Annotated in this window: 16 protein-coding genes; 1 reads left to right on the top strand and 15 read right to left on the bottom strand. The window is 66.4% G+C overall.

Features of this window, described 5'->3' with window-relative positions:
- Positions 1-25: 25 nt before the first annotated feature.
- Together acs and B0G83_RS35025 are read right to left on the bottom strand one after the other, a co-directional pair.
- Entirely contained in the window at positions 26-2008 is a 1983-nt protein-coding gene (gene acs, locus B0G83_RS35020) for an acetate--CoA ligase (RefSeq protein ID WP_105511927.1), read from the bottom strand.
- A 307-nt stretch (positions 2009-2315) separates the two neighbouring features.
- Positions 2316-3011, bottom strand: coding sequence for a hypothetical protein (locus B0G83_RS35025; protein WP_105511882.1), 696 nt, complete (start codon positions 3009-3011; stop codon positions 2316-2318).
- A gap of 287 nt (positions 3012-3298) precedes the next feature.
- Between B0G83_RS35025 and B0G83_RS35030 the strand changes: the two genes are divergently transcribed.
- Positions 3299-4180, top strand: coding sequence for a DUF1521 domain-containing protein (locus B0G83_RS35030; RefSeq protein WP_181157164.1), 882 nt, complete (start codon positions 3299-3301; stop codon positions 4178-4180).
- Positions 4181-4396: 216 nt separating this feature from the next.
- Here the strand turns inward: B0G83_RS35030 and B0G83_RS35040 are convergent, their stop codons facing one another.
- Genes B0G83_RS35040 through B0G83_RS35100 form a run of 13 tightly spaced genes read right to left on the bottom strand, consistent with a single transcriptional unit; the run spans position 4397 to position 15015 of the window.
- Positions 4397-4825: a hypothetical protein gene (locus B0G83_RS35040; protein ID WP_258168459.1), complete on the bottom strand. Its 429-nt coding sequence runs from the start codon at positions 4823-4825 to the stop codon at positions 4397-4399.
- Complete coding sequence (locus tag B0G83_RS35045) at positions 4825-6183, bottom strand: FliI/YscN family ATPase (RefSeq protein ID WP_105511928.1); 1359 nt, start codon at positions 6181-6183, stop codon at positions 4825-4827. Before B0G83_RS35045 ends, B0G83_RS35040 begins: the two co-directional genes overlap by 1 nt.
- Positions 6184-6194: 11 nt before the next feature.
- Positions 6195-8273 (bottom strand): flagellar biosynthesis protein FlhA, encoded by a 2079-nt coding sequence (locus B0G83_RS35050; RefSeq protein ID WP_105511885.1) that lies wholly within the window; start codon positions 8271-8273, stop codon positions 6195-6197.
- Position 8274: 1 nt separating this feature from the next.
- The gene (locus tag B0G83_RS35055) at positions 8275-9015 is read right to left on the bottom strand and encodes an EscU/YscU/HrcU family type III secretion system export apparatus switch protein (RefSeq protein ID WP_105511886.1); all 741 of its coding nucleotides are present in this window, start codon (positions 9013-9015) and stop codon (positions 8275-8277) included.
- Positions 9012-9761 carry an EscT/YscT/HrcT family type III secretion system export apparatus protein gene (locus B0G83_RS35060; RefSeq protein WP_258168460.1) on the bottom strand — a complete coding sequence of 250 codons (750 nt, stop codon included), beginning with the start codon at positions 9759-9761 and terminating at the stop codon, positions 9012-9014. Before B0G83_RS35060 ends, B0G83_RS35055 begins: the two co-directional genes overlap by 4 nt.
- On the bottom strand, positions 9758-10033 hold the full coding sequence (gene sctS, locus B0G83_RS35065) for a type III secretion system export apparatus subunit SctS (protein WP_105511888.1): 276 nt from the start codon (positions 10031-10033) through the stop codon (positions 9758-9760). The genes B0G83_RS35060 and sctS overlap by 4 nt, the downstream gene beginning before the upstream one ends.
- Positions 10030-10674, bottom strand: a complete 645-nt coding sequence (locus tag B0G83_RS35070) for an EscR/YscR/HrcR family type III secretion system export apparatus protein (protein ID WP_105511889.1) — start codon at positions 10672-10674, stop codon at positions 10030-10032. The genes sctS and B0G83_RS35070 overlap by 4 nt, the downstream gene beginning before the upstream one ends.
- Positions 10671-11642: a FliM/FliN family flagellar motor switch protein gene (locus tag B0G83_RS35075; RefSeq protein ID WP_105511890.1), complete on the bottom strand. Its 972-nt coding sequence runs from the start codon at positions 11640-11642 to the stop codon at positions 10671-10673. Before B0G83_RS35075 ends, B0G83_RS35070 begins: the two co-directional genes overlap by 4 nt.
- Positions 11639-12598 (bottom strand): FliH/SctL family protein, encoded by a 960-nt coding sequence (locus tag B0G83_RS35080; protein ID WP_105511891.1) that lies wholly within the window; start codon positions 12596-12598, stop codon positions 11639-11641. Before B0G83_RS35080 ends, B0G83_RS35075 begins: the two co-directional genes overlap by 4 nt.
- The gene (locus B0G83_RS35085; protein ID WP_181157165.1) at positions 12592-13254 is read right to left on the bottom strand and encodes a hypothetical protein; all 663 of its coding nucleotides are present in this window, start codon (positions 13252-13254) and stop codon (positions 12592-12594) included. The genes B0G83_RS35080 and B0G83_RS35085 overlap by 7 nt, the downstream gene beginning before the upstream one ends.
- Complete coding sequence (gene sctJ, locus B0G83_RS35090) at positions 13251-14234, bottom strand: type III secretion system inner membrane ring lipoprotein SctJ (protein ID WP_258168461.1); 984 nt, start codon at positions 14232-14234, stop codon at positions 13251-13253. The genes B0G83_RS35085 and sctJ overlap by 4 nt, the downstream gene beginning before the upstream one ends.
- Positions 14234-14545, bottom strand: a complete 312-nt coding sequence (locus tag B0G83_RS35095; RefSeq protein ID WP_105511892.1) for an acyl carrier protein — start codon at positions 14543-14545, stop codon at positions 14234-14236. Before B0G83_RS35095 ends, sctJ begins: the two co-directional genes overlap by 1 nt.
- Complete coding sequence (locus B0G83_RS35100; protein ID WP_258168463.1) at positions 14545-15015, bottom strand: hypothetical protein; 471 nt, start codon at positions 15013-15015, stop codon at positions 14545-14547. Before B0G83_RS35100 ends, B0G83_RS35095 begins: the two co-directional genes overlap by 1 nt.
- Positions 15016-15041: the final 26 nt, after the last annotated feature.

A 15041-nucleotide genomic window follows, 5' to 3' on the forward strand; every position in this document is an offset into this window, starting at 1 on the left:
CACACCCGACCAGAACGACGCTAGCTCACAGCGACTCGCCGAGCTGATCGAGAATCGCCGGGTTCTCCAGCGTCGACACGTCCTGGGTGATTTCCTCGCCCTTTGCAAGCGAGCGCAACAGGCGACGCATGATCTTGCCCGAGCGCGTCTTCGGCAGGTTCTCGCCGAAACGGATGTCCTTCGGTTTTGCGATCGGGCCGATTTCCTTGGCGACCCACGCGCGCAATTCGTTGGCGAGCTTCACCGCTTCCTCACCGTCCGGACGGGCACGCTTGAGCACGACGAAGGCGCACACGGCCTCACCGGTCGTCGCGTCGGGTCGCCCCACCACCGCGGCTTCGGCCACGAGCGGATTCGACACCAGCGCCGACTCGATTTCCATTGTGCCGAGCCGGTGACCCGACACGTTCAGCACGTCGTCGATACGGCCCATGATCGTGAAGTAACCCGTGTCCTTGTCGCGCACCGCGCCGTCGCCGGCGAGATACAGCTTGCCGCCGAGCTCTTCGGGGAAATAACTCTTCTTGTAGCGGTCCGGGTCGCCCCACACGTTACGCAACATGGAAGGCCACGGACGCTTCACCACCAGAATCCCGCCCTGCCCGTTCGGCACGTCCTGGCCGGTTTCGTCGACGACCGCGGCCATGATGCCCGGCAACGGCAGCGTGCACGAACCCGGCACCAGCGGCGTGGCGCCCGGCAGCGGCGTAATCATGTGACCGCCGGTTTCGGTTTGCCACCACGTGTCGACGATCGGGCAGCGGCCGCCGCCGACGTTCTCGTGATACCACACCCACGCTTCCGGATTGATCGGCTCGCCGACCGTGCCGATAATGCGCAGCGACGACAGGTCGTAGCTCTTCGGATGCACTTTCTGGTCGGCCTCGGCGGACTTGATCAGCGAGCGGATCGCGGTAGGCGCCGTGTAGAACAGCGAAACCTTGTGCTTCGCGATCATGTCCCAGAAGCGGCCGGCGTTCGGATACGTGGGCACGCCTTCGAACACGACCTGGGTGCCGCCGAGCGTCAACGGACCATACGTAATGTAGCTATGGCCCGTGATCCAGCCGATGTCGGCGGTACACCAGAACACGTCGGTGGGCTTCCAGTCGAAGGTCCACTTCAGGGTCTGCGCGGCCCACAACAGATAGCCGCCCGTGCTGTGCTGCACGCCCTTCGGCTTGCCGGTCGAACCGGACGTATAGAGAATGAACAACGGATGCTCGGCGCCGACCCACTCCGGCGGGCACTGATCCGATTCGGCTTGCGCGAGTTCGTGCATCCACAGATCGCGGCCTTCGTGCCACGCGACCTTGCCGCCGGTGCGCTGATAGACGATCACGCTCGTGACCGCTTCGCAGCCGCCCATGGCGAGGGCTTCGTCGGCGATATTCTTCAGCGGCAGCGCTTTGCCGCCGCGCATCTGTTCGTCGGAGGTGACGAGCGCGACCGCACCCACGTCCACGAGGCGCTCGTTGAGCGACTTCGACGAGAAGCCGCCGAACACCACCGAATGCGTGGCGCCGATCCGCGCGCAAGCCTGCATCGCGACGATGCCTTCGATCGACATGGGCATGTAGATCACCACACGGTCGCCCTTCTTCACGCCGCGCTTCTTCAACGCATTCGCAAAGCGCGACACGCGTTGCAGCAGATCCCGATAAGTCACGTTGGTGACGGTGCCGTCGTCGGCCTCGAACACGATCGCCACGCGCTCGCCGTTGCCCGCTTCCACATGACGGTCGAGGCTGTTGTACGACGCGTTCAGCCGGCCGTCCTCGAACCACGTGTAGAACGGCGCGTTCGATTCGTCGAGCACCTTGGTGAAGGGCGTATTCCAGCTAAGCGTCTCGCGGGCGAGGCGCCCCCAGAAACCTTCGTAATCGCGTTCCGCCTCGGCGGCGAGCGCCCGATAAGCGTCCATACCGGAGATCGCGGCGCCGGCCGCTGCTTCAGCGGAGGGCGGGAAAACGCGGCGTTCCTGAAGAACCGATTCAATCGCAGACATCGACAACCCCTTGGTGAAAATCAAACCTGAAACCTGTGCCGGCGCGCGAGCGGTCGACGGCATGCTGCCAGGATAAATGCCGCAACTTACCCGTCACTTACATCGGGTCGTCGCGGCGCATCGTGCAAGAGATACTGGGATTGTTATGTTAGCTGATGCGCCCAGGCAATGTCATGGGCAGCACGGAGCAACGCTTATGCCGAGCGGGTGGGCGCGATCGGAACCAGGGTTAGCACGGAGACGTCGACGCGCTTCGGCACCGAGATCAGTGTTAACCCGCGCGTCGAAACGGGCTCACACAAAACGCCTACTCGGGCGACTCGCCGCTCGACGATCCGGTCATCGCCTTGAAGGCGCTCATATCGAGCTGCGCGAACTCAGCGTCGAGAAGCTGGCCGTAGATGACCTGAATCTGGGACTCCCTCAGATCCAGGTGGCGTGCGATATCCGGCATATCGACGCCACCCCGCAATTGCCGGATCACGGCTTGCCGAACATCCGGCGACGTCGGCGGCGGAGTCACCAGGCCCGGCGGCAGACTGGCACGTTCGATCCGGATCGGCTCATCCACGCCTCGCAGCGCGTTCTGCAAATATAAAAATTCCGTCTGCCAAGCGGCCTGTTCCGACAAGCCCAGATTGTTCGCTATCTGATTGGGCGGCAGCCCCGCTTCGGCCTGCCTGACGATGGCGGAGACCAGCGCGCCGGAAACCGCCGCGCGCGTCTCGACACGCCGACGCTTCGCCGCAGGCGACGATGGCTCAGATCGTCCAAGGACCGGGCGCGTTTCACCGCCGGTCGACGTACCGGGTTGCGGAGACCGAGGCGCGGTCAAGGCCGGAGTCGGCCCCGCCCCGACGCCGCCCCGCAACGCCGCCGGCGACGCGGCCGACGTATCGAATACCGCGGGCGCCGGCCCGAGTCGAACACCCGGCGCATCGCTTCGATTCGTCACCGCCGCGTCGCGGCCGACCGCTTGACTACTGACTGACTGGAGCTTCATTTCGCTATCCCTGTCTGAAGGAGAAATCGGAGAAATGCAGGCCCATTGAAATGCCGCAACGCCGTCAGCAGGTCTTATCTATCTGGATGCACGAACGCGCAAATCGTCACTATCGGCCAGACGCGACAGCCGCAGTCAAATATAGCGTGACGGGTATAGATAAGTACGCCGAATCGCGCGCTCATCTCTCTACTATTGATCAAGCGGCGCCGATCCAACCGATCCGGCGACGTGGACCCGACTCGCCAGGCTCAAGCCTGGCTTCTTTTAATTTCAGGAATCACGACATGCAAGCAACGTTGCAAAATCCGTCTTCTTTCTTCCCAAACCTGACTCAACTGACCGCGCAGTTCGGCGGCGCGTCGTCACTCTCGCGAATCCCGGCATTCAATAACGGCCGCAACGCGCCCTCGCCGATGTCGAACATGGCGAGCGGCTTTTCGAAGAGCACGTTCTCGGTCTTCGGTCAGAACACGGCGAACGGTCAAAGCAGCACGTTCTTTGCGCAAGGCACAACGATCAATCGCGGGGCGCCCGCCAACGCCATGCAGGCAAGCTGGGGCCACACGACCCGTCAGGGTGGCTACGGCGACTACTCGCGTGGCGGCAACGGCACGTCGCAAGGCCGGAATTGCGGCTGCAACGATCGGAGCCGGACCGATCAGACGCAATGGAGCAATACGCCGGTCGCCAACAACAAGACCAGTATCGATCTGGGCGACTACAAACTCGACTTCAGCAAAACTAATTCGTCGATGCTTCTGACGAACAAGAAGACCGGCGATACGACAAACATCTACGGTGACCCGCATATCGAACAGCATGCCAACGGCGCCAACAAAACGTCGGCGATGTTCAACGGTCCGATGACGTTCATGCTGCCGGACAACACCAAGATCAGCGTGGGCACCCAGGCGGCCAAGAACAACCCGTCGGTCTCGTACGCCGATCAGGTCACCATCACCAAAGGCAATCAGGCGTATCAGGTCTCGGGTCTGAGTCAGCAGGACTCGGCGGCGCTCAGCGTGCAGAAGAGCAACAACGGCCGCGCGCTCGACGTCGCCACGCCGGACGGCTACACCATCGTGGCCTCCCGCGACGGCAGCGGCTTCATCGACCCGGCCACGGGCAAGCAACCGACCGCGGACGACTTCAAGAAAGCCGCATAAGCCAACCGCACGAAACGGGGACGACAGCGCAGCGCGGTATCCTCGATGTTCGCCGCGAACACATCGGCCATGTGTTCGCGGCGTCCGGCGATCGACCGGCAGTCCGCGCTGCCCGCCCCGCCCGCGCTGCCCGCGAGTCCACGACCGCGACCGCGACCACGACCACGACCACGACCGCGAGCACGAACCGCGCTCCGGCCGCCTCGACACGCAACGCTAGGCGTTTTCTCCATCAATGGCCAGGTGACGCGCGCTCGCCAACCGCACACGCTCCTTCGCATCATCGTGCCGGCCTTGCTCCACCTGCCACGCTCTCAACGCGAACCCCGCTTCGGCGCGCGCCGCCGCGTGCGCGTCGCGCGCCTCGCTCAATTGCAGCTGCAAGCCGGCCAGGCGCGCATCGTGTGCGCGCAGCGTGGCACGCCATTGAGCGCCAACGCGTCCATTACGCCGGCAAAACGTCAGCACCCGTTGCCGTTGCCGCGCATGCTGCTCCAGCGCCGCAAGCCGCGCGGCGAACGCATCCGCCGCGTGCCGTTCGTGCCGCCGCGCGTCGGCCAGCGCACGCAGCTTGCGCCGCACCCGCAAACCTCGCACGCGCACCAGCAGCCGCCAGAACGCCGCTTCCCGCGCCGGGTCGCGCATCACGCCGTCCGCCCGCCGGCACGCAACGCATGCAGCAGCGCACGCGTCTCGTCCCATTCACTGCTGCGGTCGTATGGTTGACGCAAAAACTGCTGGATCGCCGGACGCCGCTCGATAGCCAGGTCCGTGTCGCCGTCATGCCCTCGCTCGTATTCGCCGATCTGCAACAGCATCTCGACCTCTTCATAACGCGCGAGCCAATCGCGCACCCCGTTTGCGTCGGCGAGTTGCGCCCGGTCCGCGACGCGGTTCATCAAGCGGCTGCGGCTACGCAAGATATCGATCGCCGGATAGTGGCCGGACGCCCCCAGCTTCGACGACAACTGGATATGGCCGTCCAGCAGCGAGCGCGCTTCTTCCGCGACCGGGTCCGACAGATCGGATTCATCGGCGAGCACGGTGTAGAAACCGGTAATGCTGCCTTGTGCCGTCACGCCGGCGGTTTCGATCAATTTAGGCAAGCGCGCGAACACACTCGGTGGAAAGCCGCCGCGCAGCGGCGGCTCGCCGACCGCGAGGCCCAGTTCGCGCAACGCCCGCGCGTAGCGTGTCAGCGAATCGAATAGCAGCAGCACGTTGCGCCCGCTCGCGCGCAATCCCACCGCGACCTGCGACGCGAGTTCCGCCGCCTTGATCCGCTCCGCCGCGGGACGGTCGGACGTCGCCGCGATCACGACGGTCGACGCGCGCCGGTGTGCGAGGTGATCGTGAATGAATTCGCCCACCTCGCGGCCACGCTCGCCGATCAGCGCGACCACGATCGCATCGGTCGATGCGCCGTTCGCGATCATCCCCATGATCGTGCTCTTGCCACCACCCGCTGGCGCGAAGATGCCCGTGCGCTGGCCGACGCCGCAGGTCAGCAGGCCATCGATCGCGCGCACGCCGGTGGCGAACGGGGTCGTGATGACCGGGCGCTCCAGCGGATTGAGCGTGATCTCACCGCCCACGGAGCGCGCGGAGCCCAATAAACCCGCTGAACCCGCCGAACCGCGCGCGATGTCTCGTTGCGGCGGCAACGGTCCACCGTCGAGCGGATTGCCGAGACCATCCACCACCCGCCCGAGCAAACCCGTGGCGTCGACGCTGCCCCACGTCGCACCGCAACCCTGCACCTCGGTGATATCCGACAGCCCGGCGAGTCCGGCTAGCGGCATCACCAGAGCGCCGTCGTGCGCGAAGCCGACGACTTCGCCGTACTGCGCCTCGAGCGTATCCGGCCGCACCAGCCGCACCTTCTCGCCGATTCGCAACGACACGCCCACCACCCGCGCAATCACGCCGCGCGCCTCGACCACCCGGCCGCGCAACTCGGGGGCGGACGCAAACGTGGGCCAGCTCGTTCCCAACGACTTCATCCCGCGCTCCGTCATGGCGCGCCCAACGTCGCGATGGTCTGAATCCGATAGATGTCGAATGGAATCTCTTCTATCGCGAGCACGTCGGTACGCCAGCCAAAGTCGCGCAACAATCGCGCGAGATGCGGGCGCAGCACCGCATTCGTGACGATCAGCCCGATGCCGGACAGGTCCGCGCCCAGGATCTGCTGTGCCCGCTCCATCTCGTCGGCCGGCAACACGCACACCGGCTCGCCGTCGACTCCGCCGCGGATCTGCGCCTCGAGGCTCGCCTCCCAGCCCGGCTCCAGCACCGCCGCGGAAATCGTCCACGATTCGAGGTCGGCGAAGTTGCGCGAGATCTGCCGCCCCAATTGAATGCGCGCCTCGCGCACCATCCGGTCCAGCGTGCGTTCACCCGCCGGCACGCGCACCACGGCTTCAAGAATCGCCCGAAGATTGCGAATCGGCACGCGCTGCTGCAGCAGTTGCCGCAGCACGCCGGCAAGCTGCACCGTGTTCGCGGCCTGGACCGCTTGCGCCACCAGCTCGCGGAATTCGATCCCGAGCTGATCCAGTAGAAAGCGCGTTTCCTGAGTGCCGAGAAAATCGGCCGCCGACCGCTCGCACACTTCGCCGAGGTGCTCGCATAGCGCTTCGTCGACGCTCGCTTTACGGATCGCCGGATCGTCGACCGAGGCGGCCTGCGCGTTCGGCACCCACACCGATCGCTCGGCACGCGGCCGGTAGCCTTCGGTGCCCTCGAACGTGAGGCGACTACCGTCGCCGCTCAACAGCGTATGCGCGGCGACCAGCGTGCCGCTCGCGAACGGCACGTCCTCGACGTCGACGATGTAGCGCTCCGGCGCGAGCCGCGCGTCGCGCAGCAACGCGAGGCCCGGAAACGGCACGCCCAGTTCGACCATCAGGTGCCGCCGCAACTGCCCGAGTTGCCGGTTCAGCGCTTCGGGCCGCAAGGCGTCGAACGCTTTCAGGCCGAGCCGTAACCGCAAGGTCGCGCTCGTGCCCAGTTCGACGTCGTCGAGAATGCGCGGTACGTAGTTGCCGCCGTCGCGGGTCATGCCCGGCATCAGGGCGCGTTGCGAATTCGTCGCCGCCGCGGCATTGCGCATCAGCGTGATGGCCAGCACCACCAGCAGCCCGCCGGCCAGCAGAAACTGCAGATGCGGGAAACCCGGAATCGCGGCCAACGCGCAACAGGCCGCGCCGGCCATGCCGATCGCCTTCGGCTGCACCGTCAGTTGCCGGTAGATATCGCCGCCTAGATGCGCGTCCACACTATCGGCCGAGGCCACCCGCGTGACCAGGATGCCCGCCGACACCGACACGATCAGCGACGGAATCTGCGCCACCAGACCATCGCCGACGGTGAGAATGGTGTAGGTATGCAACGCGTCGGCGAACGACATGCCGCGCTGCGCGATACCGATCGCGAGACCGCCCACGATATTCACCAGCGCGACGACCAGCCCCGCGACCGCGTCGCCCTTGACGAATTTCATCGCGCCGTCGAGCGAGCCGTAGAAATACGTTTCGCGTTCGAGCGCCGCGCGCGCCCGGCTCGCCTGCGCGGGCGAGATCACGCCGGAGCGCAGATCGGCGTCGATACTCATCTGCCGGCCGGGAATGCCGTCGAGCGTGAAGCGCGCGCCGACTTCGGCGACCCGGTCCGCGCCCTTCGCGACCACGATGAACTGGATCGCCGCGAGCACGATGAACACCACGAGGCCGACCGCCACGTTGCCGCCCACCACTAGTTCACCGAATGCGCCGATGATCTGCCCGGCGTGCGCATGCAACAGAATCATCTTGGTCGACGCAATGGCCAGCGAGAGCCGCAGCAGCGTGGTGATCAGCAGCAGCGACGGAAAACTCGCGAGGTCCGCGGCCTTCGACACATACAGCGTGGTGCTCAGCATCGTCAGGCTGGAGGCGAAGCTCACGCAGATGAACAGATCGAGCACGAACGGCGGCACCGGCACGATCAGCAGCGCGAGCACGGCCAACAGGCCGATCGCGACGGCGAGATCGGCGTGCCGCGCGAAGAACGCCGACAGATCGTAGCGGCTGAGAATGGAACGGTTCGGCATGTTATTGACCAAGCTCCCGGTGTAGCGCACGGCGACGGCTCTTGACGTAGGGATCGCCCTCGTCGTCGCGGTATTCGCGTTTGATTTCGTTCTTGTCCATGCGCAGATTGCGCAGCCACAAGAAACGCTGGATGAAATAGTCCGCCACGGCGGGCGCGATCTGCGACGCGACCATCCAGGCGAGCAGATGCGAGTGCGACGTCGCCGTGTAGCCGAGCAGCGCCGGCAACGCGAACGCATAAATCGGCGCGAGCTGCCGCAACCACGCGATCAGCGCCTGCCAGAACAGCAACAGCAGGATCGTGAACTGCAACAGCGTGAGCAGCGTGTCCCACACGAGACGCAGGCTGAACATCTGTTTGAGGCCGTTGAGAGGATTCAGCCGCTTGAGATCGGGCTTCACACGCTTCAGGGCGATCAGCCCGCGGGTCTGGATCAATTCCGGCACCACGGCGGCCAGCACGCCGACGCCGAGCGCACTCAGCACCGGCGGCAGGAACGCGGTCAACAGTGCGAGGGTTCGCGCGAACCGGTCGTCGAACGAGAGGCTCGCGTCGAGCGTCGTCACCGCCAGGATCAGCCGCGTGCCGAGCGCGTACAGATGCGGCGCTTCGATGAACAGATACAGCCACCAGCACAGACCGCTGAACGCGACGCTCAGGTGCGCGCTCTTCGCGGTCTCGCCGTCGTCGCGCGCGCGGCGCAGCCGTTTGGCCGTCGGCGCTTCGCTCTTGTCGCTCATGGCGAAACCCGCAAATGAATCAGATAGGTGAACACGATCTGCAGTTGCCCGAACAACGCGGGCACGCTGAGCATCGCGGCGAACGAGAGGATCATGGCCTTGACCGTGCGCGCGGTGGCGAACGGATTGAGCCGCTTCGCGTGGCGCGTCATCAGGCCGAACGCGACGTCGATCAACAGCACGAGACCGAGCAACGGACTCGCGAGCCGCAACCCTTCGGCAAACGAGCCGGCCAGCGAAGACGTCGAGTCGCGCAGCGCGACATGCCGGAACACCTCCACCAGATCGATGCGCCAGCGGCCCGGTGGCCACAGCACCCAGGCATCGGTGAAGAAGCCGAACAGCAGCGGCAGGCCTGGGCCGGTGAACATCGCCAGCGCGGCGAATTGCGAGAACAGCGTTTCGAATAGCGCCGCCTCCTGCTGGAAGTGCGGATCGTAGATCGCCGCGCTCGCATAGCCGCCTTGCTGATCGAGCACCGCGCCCGCCACGGCCGCCGCATGAAAGATCGTGCCGAGCAGCAGGCCGAGCACCGCGCCAAGGGCCGCCTCGACGCACAGGGCCGGCCACGGCTCCGCCGGCCAGCCGACCTGGTGCGGCAGCGTCGCCAACGCGAGCAGCATCGGCACGCGCACCCGCACGCCGAGCGAGCCGCTCTGGCCGAAGGGAATCAGAAACAGCGCGACGGCGGGTCGGATCGTGCAGAACGCGTAACCCGCGAAATAGCCCATGTAGTCCGGGGTCAATGCAGACGCCCCGCCGCGATGAAGGTGAATACATGCGCGAAAAACCGCGCCAGCTCGCGGCTGGCCCACGGCGTGGTCACGATCAGCACCACGCCGACGCAGATGATCTTCGCGCCGTAAGGCAGGCTCTGATCCTGAATCTGCGTGATCGACTGCAACAGCCCGATCAACAGACCGACAAGGGTCGCCACCGCGAGCGCGGGCAGCGACAACCAGAACACCAGCATCAACGCGTCGCTGGACAACGTGGCAAGAGACGGGAGCGCGTTCATTTGACGTAGCCGACGATCAACGCATGCATCAGCTTCGAGATGCCGGACACCGACACGAAGATGAACAGCTTCAACGGAATCGACACCGTGCTCGGCGACAACATCACCATGCCCATGGCGGTGAGCACGTTGGCGACCACCAGATCGACCACCAGAAACGCGATATAGAGCAGAAAACCCGCCTCGAAACCGCTCGAAATCTCCCCGATCAGAAACGCCGGAATCAGCAGGCTGAGATCGGTCTCGCGGGCGTCGCGCGCCGGATCGATACGCTTCACGGCGCCCACCAGGAACTTGCGTTCGTCGGGGCGCGAATGCGCGAACATGAACTCGCCGAGCGGACCGCGCACCGCCTCGAACAACTCGGCGGGACGCGGCAGCTGGAACTCGCCGCTGTCCGCGCCCGGCAGCGCGGCTTCGATCTTCGCAAGGGTCGGCGACATCACGACCAGCGTCGCCGCGAGCGCGATACCCGAAATCGCCATGTTGCTCGGCGCCTGCTGGACACCGAGCGCCGAGCGCAGCAATGTCAGCACGATGCTGAACTTCGTGAACGAGGTCGTCATCACGACCGCCAGCGGCAGCAGACCCAGCATGAAGAACATGCCGATGGTCTGTAACTGGTCGAATTGAGCGGTCATGCCGGGCGGTCCTCCTGGGTCAAACGGGTCACGCGCACGCCGAGCGCCCCCTCGATCTCGATCAGCTCGCCGCGCGCGAACGGAATGCCCTGGCACAACAGCGTCACGGATCGCTCGCGGGCGGGCAGACGGAACGCGACGATCGAGCCCTGGCGTAAATGCGCCAGTTCGGCAACCGAGAGCGACAGCGTGCCGAGCACGGCGTCGAACGCGAAGGTCAGGGAGTCGATCGGCAGCAGTTCGCTGGTCACTTCGACGGCGGGGGTTTCATCGTTCAGAACCTGGTCTATCAAGGTGTGCTCCTCAGTGAATTTCAAAAGAATCCGGCACGCGCCGAGTCGCAACGGCACGCGCAGAAAACAGGCGTCACGCTCGAACAGCAGCGCGTCGCCGACCGCAAGCTTGCGCAGCCGCGGCAGCGACAGCGACGGGCCCGGCAGGCAGATCGGCAGCCGCACGAACAGACGACGCAGCAGCGCATCGGCGGTCGGCTGCGCCGGCACGTGCAGGCGCAGCCACGCATCGACCGCGGGACTGCAAAACGAGAAATGGGCGGTCCGGCCGCTCGCCATCTGCGTGACGGCGAGGCCATAGGCGCCCGCTTCGGGAACGGCGTCGAACGCGACGCCGGTTAGATCGATCGTGAAGCCGAACAGGCCTTCGAGCGCGCAGAGCCAGTCGCTCAACGCGTCGGCGATATGCGTCAGCGCGGCGGCGCCGAGCGTGCCGGGCACTTCCGCCGCGAGTTCGGGCAGCAGCGCGCCGGCGTCGCAGACGGCGCTGAACGGCGCTTGCGACGCCACGCCCGACAGCCGCAACGGATAGCGCGCGCGGCACGGCTCGAATTCGAGCGTGAAGGCGTGCCGGCCCGCACGCACGATGCGCGGCGAGCCGAAGTGCCGCAGCGCGAGGTTGTGACGCTCGGCATCGGCCAGCGTGAGGGTGTCCAGGTCGGGCCAAAGGCTCATGTGGCCTCCCGTTTAAAGACGCGGCGGACGACGAGGGGCTGGTGAGCCTCGTGAGCCTGTTGAGCCGGTGCGGGTCGCGCAAGCGGCTCGGGCGCCGTTGGCGTTGGCGTTGGCGTTGGCGTTGGCGTTGGCGTTGGCGTCGGCGTTGGCGTTGGCGTCGGCGTTGGCGTTGGCGTTGGCGTTGGCGTTGGCGTTGGCGTTGGCGTCGGCGTCGGCGTCGGCGTCGGCGTCGGCGTCGGCGTCGGCCGTATCGCTACCGGCGCCGCCAGCACAGCCACGGTCTCCCGTACGCCCTGCCCGATCGCATCGATCGTCGTCCGCCCCGTCTCGTCGTTCAGGTCATAGTTGCGCAACACTGCGGCCACGCCTTCGCGAATACCTCGCTCGAGCGTGCGCAATTGCACCGTCAAACCGCCATCGATCACCCCGGCCTCGGTCTCGATCACGCACGAATGCGTGGGCAATCCCGCATCGGCAAGCACGGTGCAAAGCGGCGCGCCGTATTCGCGCTGAAGCGTCGAGGTCAGCCGCGCCGTGTCCTCGAACACCGCCGGCGCCACGCGTATGGAAACGAGCCGCTGCGATTGCGCCACCGCCACCGCGCGGCGCAGTTGGTGCATCAACGCGGCCGAGGGCGGCAGCGCACCGACGATGTCGTTCACCACCCCCAGCACGATCTGCGCGAGCCGCTCCTCGAGGCGTTGCGTGACGAACGCGGCCGCGGCGTCGCGACCGGCGTAATCGCGCAACGCCGCCAGCTTGCCGGCCGAGTGACCGTGACGCCACGCGCGACGTTTCAATGCGCGCACCTGCTCGCCGAGCCGACCGCGTTCGCGCGCCGCGTCGGCCGCGCGCTCCGTTTCGACGGCGCGCAGTCCTTCGAGCGACGCCAGTTCATCCGCGCTCACATGGCCATCCGATTCGATGCGCCATGTACCCATCCGGCAGATCAGCATCGCGGCACCTCCATCAAACGTTTCGCGTCGGCCAGCAGATCAGCGGCATCGGCCGCCGACAAACCCCGCACGCCATAGCGCTGCGCGGACTGCGCGATCTCGCGCGGCAGCCGCAAACTCCACCAGAACGCGTGGCTCAAATCCGCGTCGGCCCGTTGCACCAACGCGAGCCCGAGCGCCGTCATGGCGTGTCGATCGAACGGCGACGCGGCCGGCTCGACATGCAGGTCGGGAGCGAGCGCGCGCGGGTGTCGCTGGATTGCTTCGAGCAGGCGCGGCGCCACGCTGGCGGCGAATGCCGTATGCGACTGCGCCGCCACGACGCGCCGCAACGAACGCCCTAACGCGAGCGCCGCGACGACGCGGCACAATCGCGCGCAGGCCGGCCGCGGCCAGACGGGTAATCCGGACGACGCGGCGGCGCGCGTCACGTCGGCCAGTTGCGGATAGCGCTCGAACAGAAAGGCGTGGGCGGCACGCGCGCTACGCTCGTTACGCACCGGACGCGGCGCTTCGAGCCAGCTGTGATGCGCCCAGTAGGCCGTGGCGCATCGAGAGGCCGCGACGGAACCCGTCGGCGTTGCGGCGCTGGAATGCCGGCCGCTCGTCGGCTCCGCGGATGACGGAACGGAGAGTCGAACAGGTTGCAGAGTCATGCGTCGTCTCCGAGGCGGCCCGAGGATCGCGACTGGGCGCCGGTAGCGCCGGCGACGTCAGCGGCATGGGCGGCATTGACGTCTTGCGCGCCGCCGTTGTCGCCGTCATCGTCAGCCGCGCCGGTACGGCCGGCTTCCTGCACGCCCTGGCTCACGCGCCCCGGCAGTTCGGCGGCCCGCGCCGCGACCGCTCCGCCGCGCGGCTTGCGTTTGAACCACGTGCGCCGTCCCGAGCGCCACAGCCACATGAAGCCGGTCGTCAACGCCACGAGCAGCGCAAGCACGGCCAGCACCGCCGTGGCGCGCGACGGGCCGCTGCTGCCGTCGTGCACGCAATCCGTCGTGGTCACGCCGCCCGCCGCGCTGGCGACATCCGCGCCTTGCCCGCAATTGCCGGGAAAGGTCAGCACCGGCGTGACCGGCAACAGCGTCAACGAGACGCGCGCGGCCGTCAGTCCCTCGACGCTGCCCGCGACGATCGCGCGAATCCGGTCGCGCAGCAGGTCGAGGTTGTAGTCGCTGCGGTAACGCATCATCACGGACGCCGACGGCAACGTGTCCTGCGCCGGATCCATCGGGTCTTTCTCCGGCAGCACGATGTGCACGCGCGCGAGCAGCACGCCGTCCATCTTTTCGAGCGTCTCGGACAACTCCTGCGAGAGCCCGTACACGTAGCGCACGCGATCCTCCTCGGGACTCGAAATCAGTCCCTGGCGGCTGAACAACTCGCCGAGATTCGCGTGGCCGCCGCGCGGCAGCGCGTAGGCGCTCGCCAGTTCCGTGGCGATCACCGCGTCGTCGTCGTCGACCGAAACGTTCCATGTCTTGTCCGCGTTGCGGTCTTTGTAGCCGGTGATCCCGTGGTGGCTAAGCGCCGCTACGATATGGTTCGCCTGGTCCTCGTCCAGGCCTTCGAACAATGAGGTTTTGCAGCCGGCGAGGAGCAGCAGAAGCGGCAGCACGATCAGGGCGCGGCGCATCAGCTTCGCTGCGACAGCGTCTGGATCGCGCTGCCGATCTGGTCGGCGATGCGCACCGTCATCTGCACACGCACCGTGAACGCGCCCATGTCGGCTTGCAGGCGCAACAGGTCGATCGTCGACACGCGCCCGGCGGCGAGCTGGTTGAGATCCACCGACAGTTGCTGCACGGACGTGTCCTGCGCGTTCTGGGCATGCGCCAGCAGACGCTCCATCAGCGAACCGGGGCCACCGGCGCCGGGCTCCGCGGGCGACATCGGGACCGATGCGCCGGCTGGCGCCGGCGGCGTTGTGATCGGAAGTTGCAACATCAATTCCTGCCTCGAATAGTCAGTCGTTCAATCGTTGAAAGGGGCGCCGCGGTGTGAGCGGGAGGTGCCGCGCCGGACGCATTGGCATTCACAAAAGGCACGCATTCCGGCAGCTTCAGAAACGCCAGCGCCATCGAATTCGCACTGGGCTCGTCGCTGCCGACCACCTTCGTCAGCGTTCGCGCCCCCAGTGCATAGTGGCCGTCGAGCACCTGGGACGTCCCGAGCCATGCACACGCGAGCGCGCTGTCCGGCACGACCTCGAGCGCCCTCGCGAATAGCAACGACGCGCCGCGATAGTTCGCGCGATCGACCTCGACCAGGCCCAGCCCGAGATACGGAAAAGCGCGCTGCGGATACAGCAGCGCGAGCCGCTCGAACAGATAGCGCGCGTCGTCGAAACGACGGTAGACGCGGGCAAGGTGACCGATCGAGATCAGCAATTCCAAGGTGTCGTCCTGCATCGGCATGGATCACCGAAGACGCCGCGAAGGCG

The organism is Paraburkholderia sp. BL21I4N1 (assembly GCF_002973525.1).
Lineage (GTDB): Bacteria > Pseudomonadota > Gammaproteobacteria > Burkholderiales > Burkholderiaceae > Paraburkholderia.

Coding starts and splice junctions, on each gene's coding strand:
- sctS (WP_105511888.1), bottom strand. CDS start 10,033: ATGAACGCGCTCCCGTCTCTTGCCACGTTGTCCAGCGACGCGTTGATG.
- B0G83_RS35040 (WP_258168459.1), bottom strand. CDS start 4,825: ATGCGCGACCCGGCGCGGGAAGCGGCGTTCTGGCGGCTGCTGGTGCGC.
- B0G83_RS35030 (WP_181157164.1), top strand. CDS start 3,299: ATGCAAGCAACGTTGCAAAATCCGTCTTCTTTCTTCCCAAACCTGACT.
- B0G83_RS35025 (WP_105511882.1), bottom strand. CDS start 3,011: ATGAAGCTCCAGTCAGTCAGTAGTCAAGCGGTCGGCCGCGACGCGGCG.
- B0G83_RS35050 (WP_105511885.1), bottom strand. CDS start 8,273: ATGCCGAACCGTTCCATTCTCAGCCGCTACGATCTGTCGGCGTTCTTC.
- B0G83_RS35045 (WP_105511928.1), bottom strand. CDS start 6,183: ATGAAGTCGTTGGGAACGAGCTGGCCCACGTTTGCGTCCGCCCCCGAG.
- B0G83_RS35075 (WP_105511890.1), bottom strand. CDS start 11,642: ATGAGCCTTTGGCCCGACCTGGACACCCTCACGCTGGCCGATGCCGAG.
- B0G83_RS35070 (WP_105511889.1), bottom strand. CDS start 10,674: ATGACCGCTCAATTCGACCAGTTACAGACCATCGGCATGTTCTTCATG.
- B0G83_RS35085 (WP_181157165.1), bottom strand. CDS start 13,254: ATGACTCTGCAACCTGTTCGACTCTCCGTTCCGTCATCCGCGGAGCCG.
- acs (WP_105511927.1), bottom strand. CDS start 2,008: ATGTCTGCGATTGAATCGGTTCTTCAGGAACGCCGCGTTTTCCCGCCC.
- B0G83_RS35095 (WP_105511892.1), bottom strand. CDS start 14,545: ATGTTGCAACTTCCGATCACAACGCCGCCGGCGCCAGCCGGCGCATCG.
- B0G83_RS35055 (WP_105511886.1), bottom strand. CDS start 9,015: ATGAGCGACAAGAGCGAAGCGCCGACGGCCAAACGGCTGCGCCGCGCG.
- B0G83_RS35100 (WP_258168463.1), bottom strand. CDS start 15,015: ATGCCGATGCAGGACGACACCTTGGAATTGCTGATCTCGATCGGTCAC.
- B0G83_RS35080 (WP_105511891.1), bottom strand. CDS start 12,598: ATGCTGATCTGCCGGATGGGTACATGGCGCATCGAATCGGATGGCCAT.
- sctJ (WP_258168461.1), bottom strand. CDS start 14,234: ATGCGCCGCGCCCTGATCGTGCTGCCGCTTCTGCTGCTCCTCGCCGGC.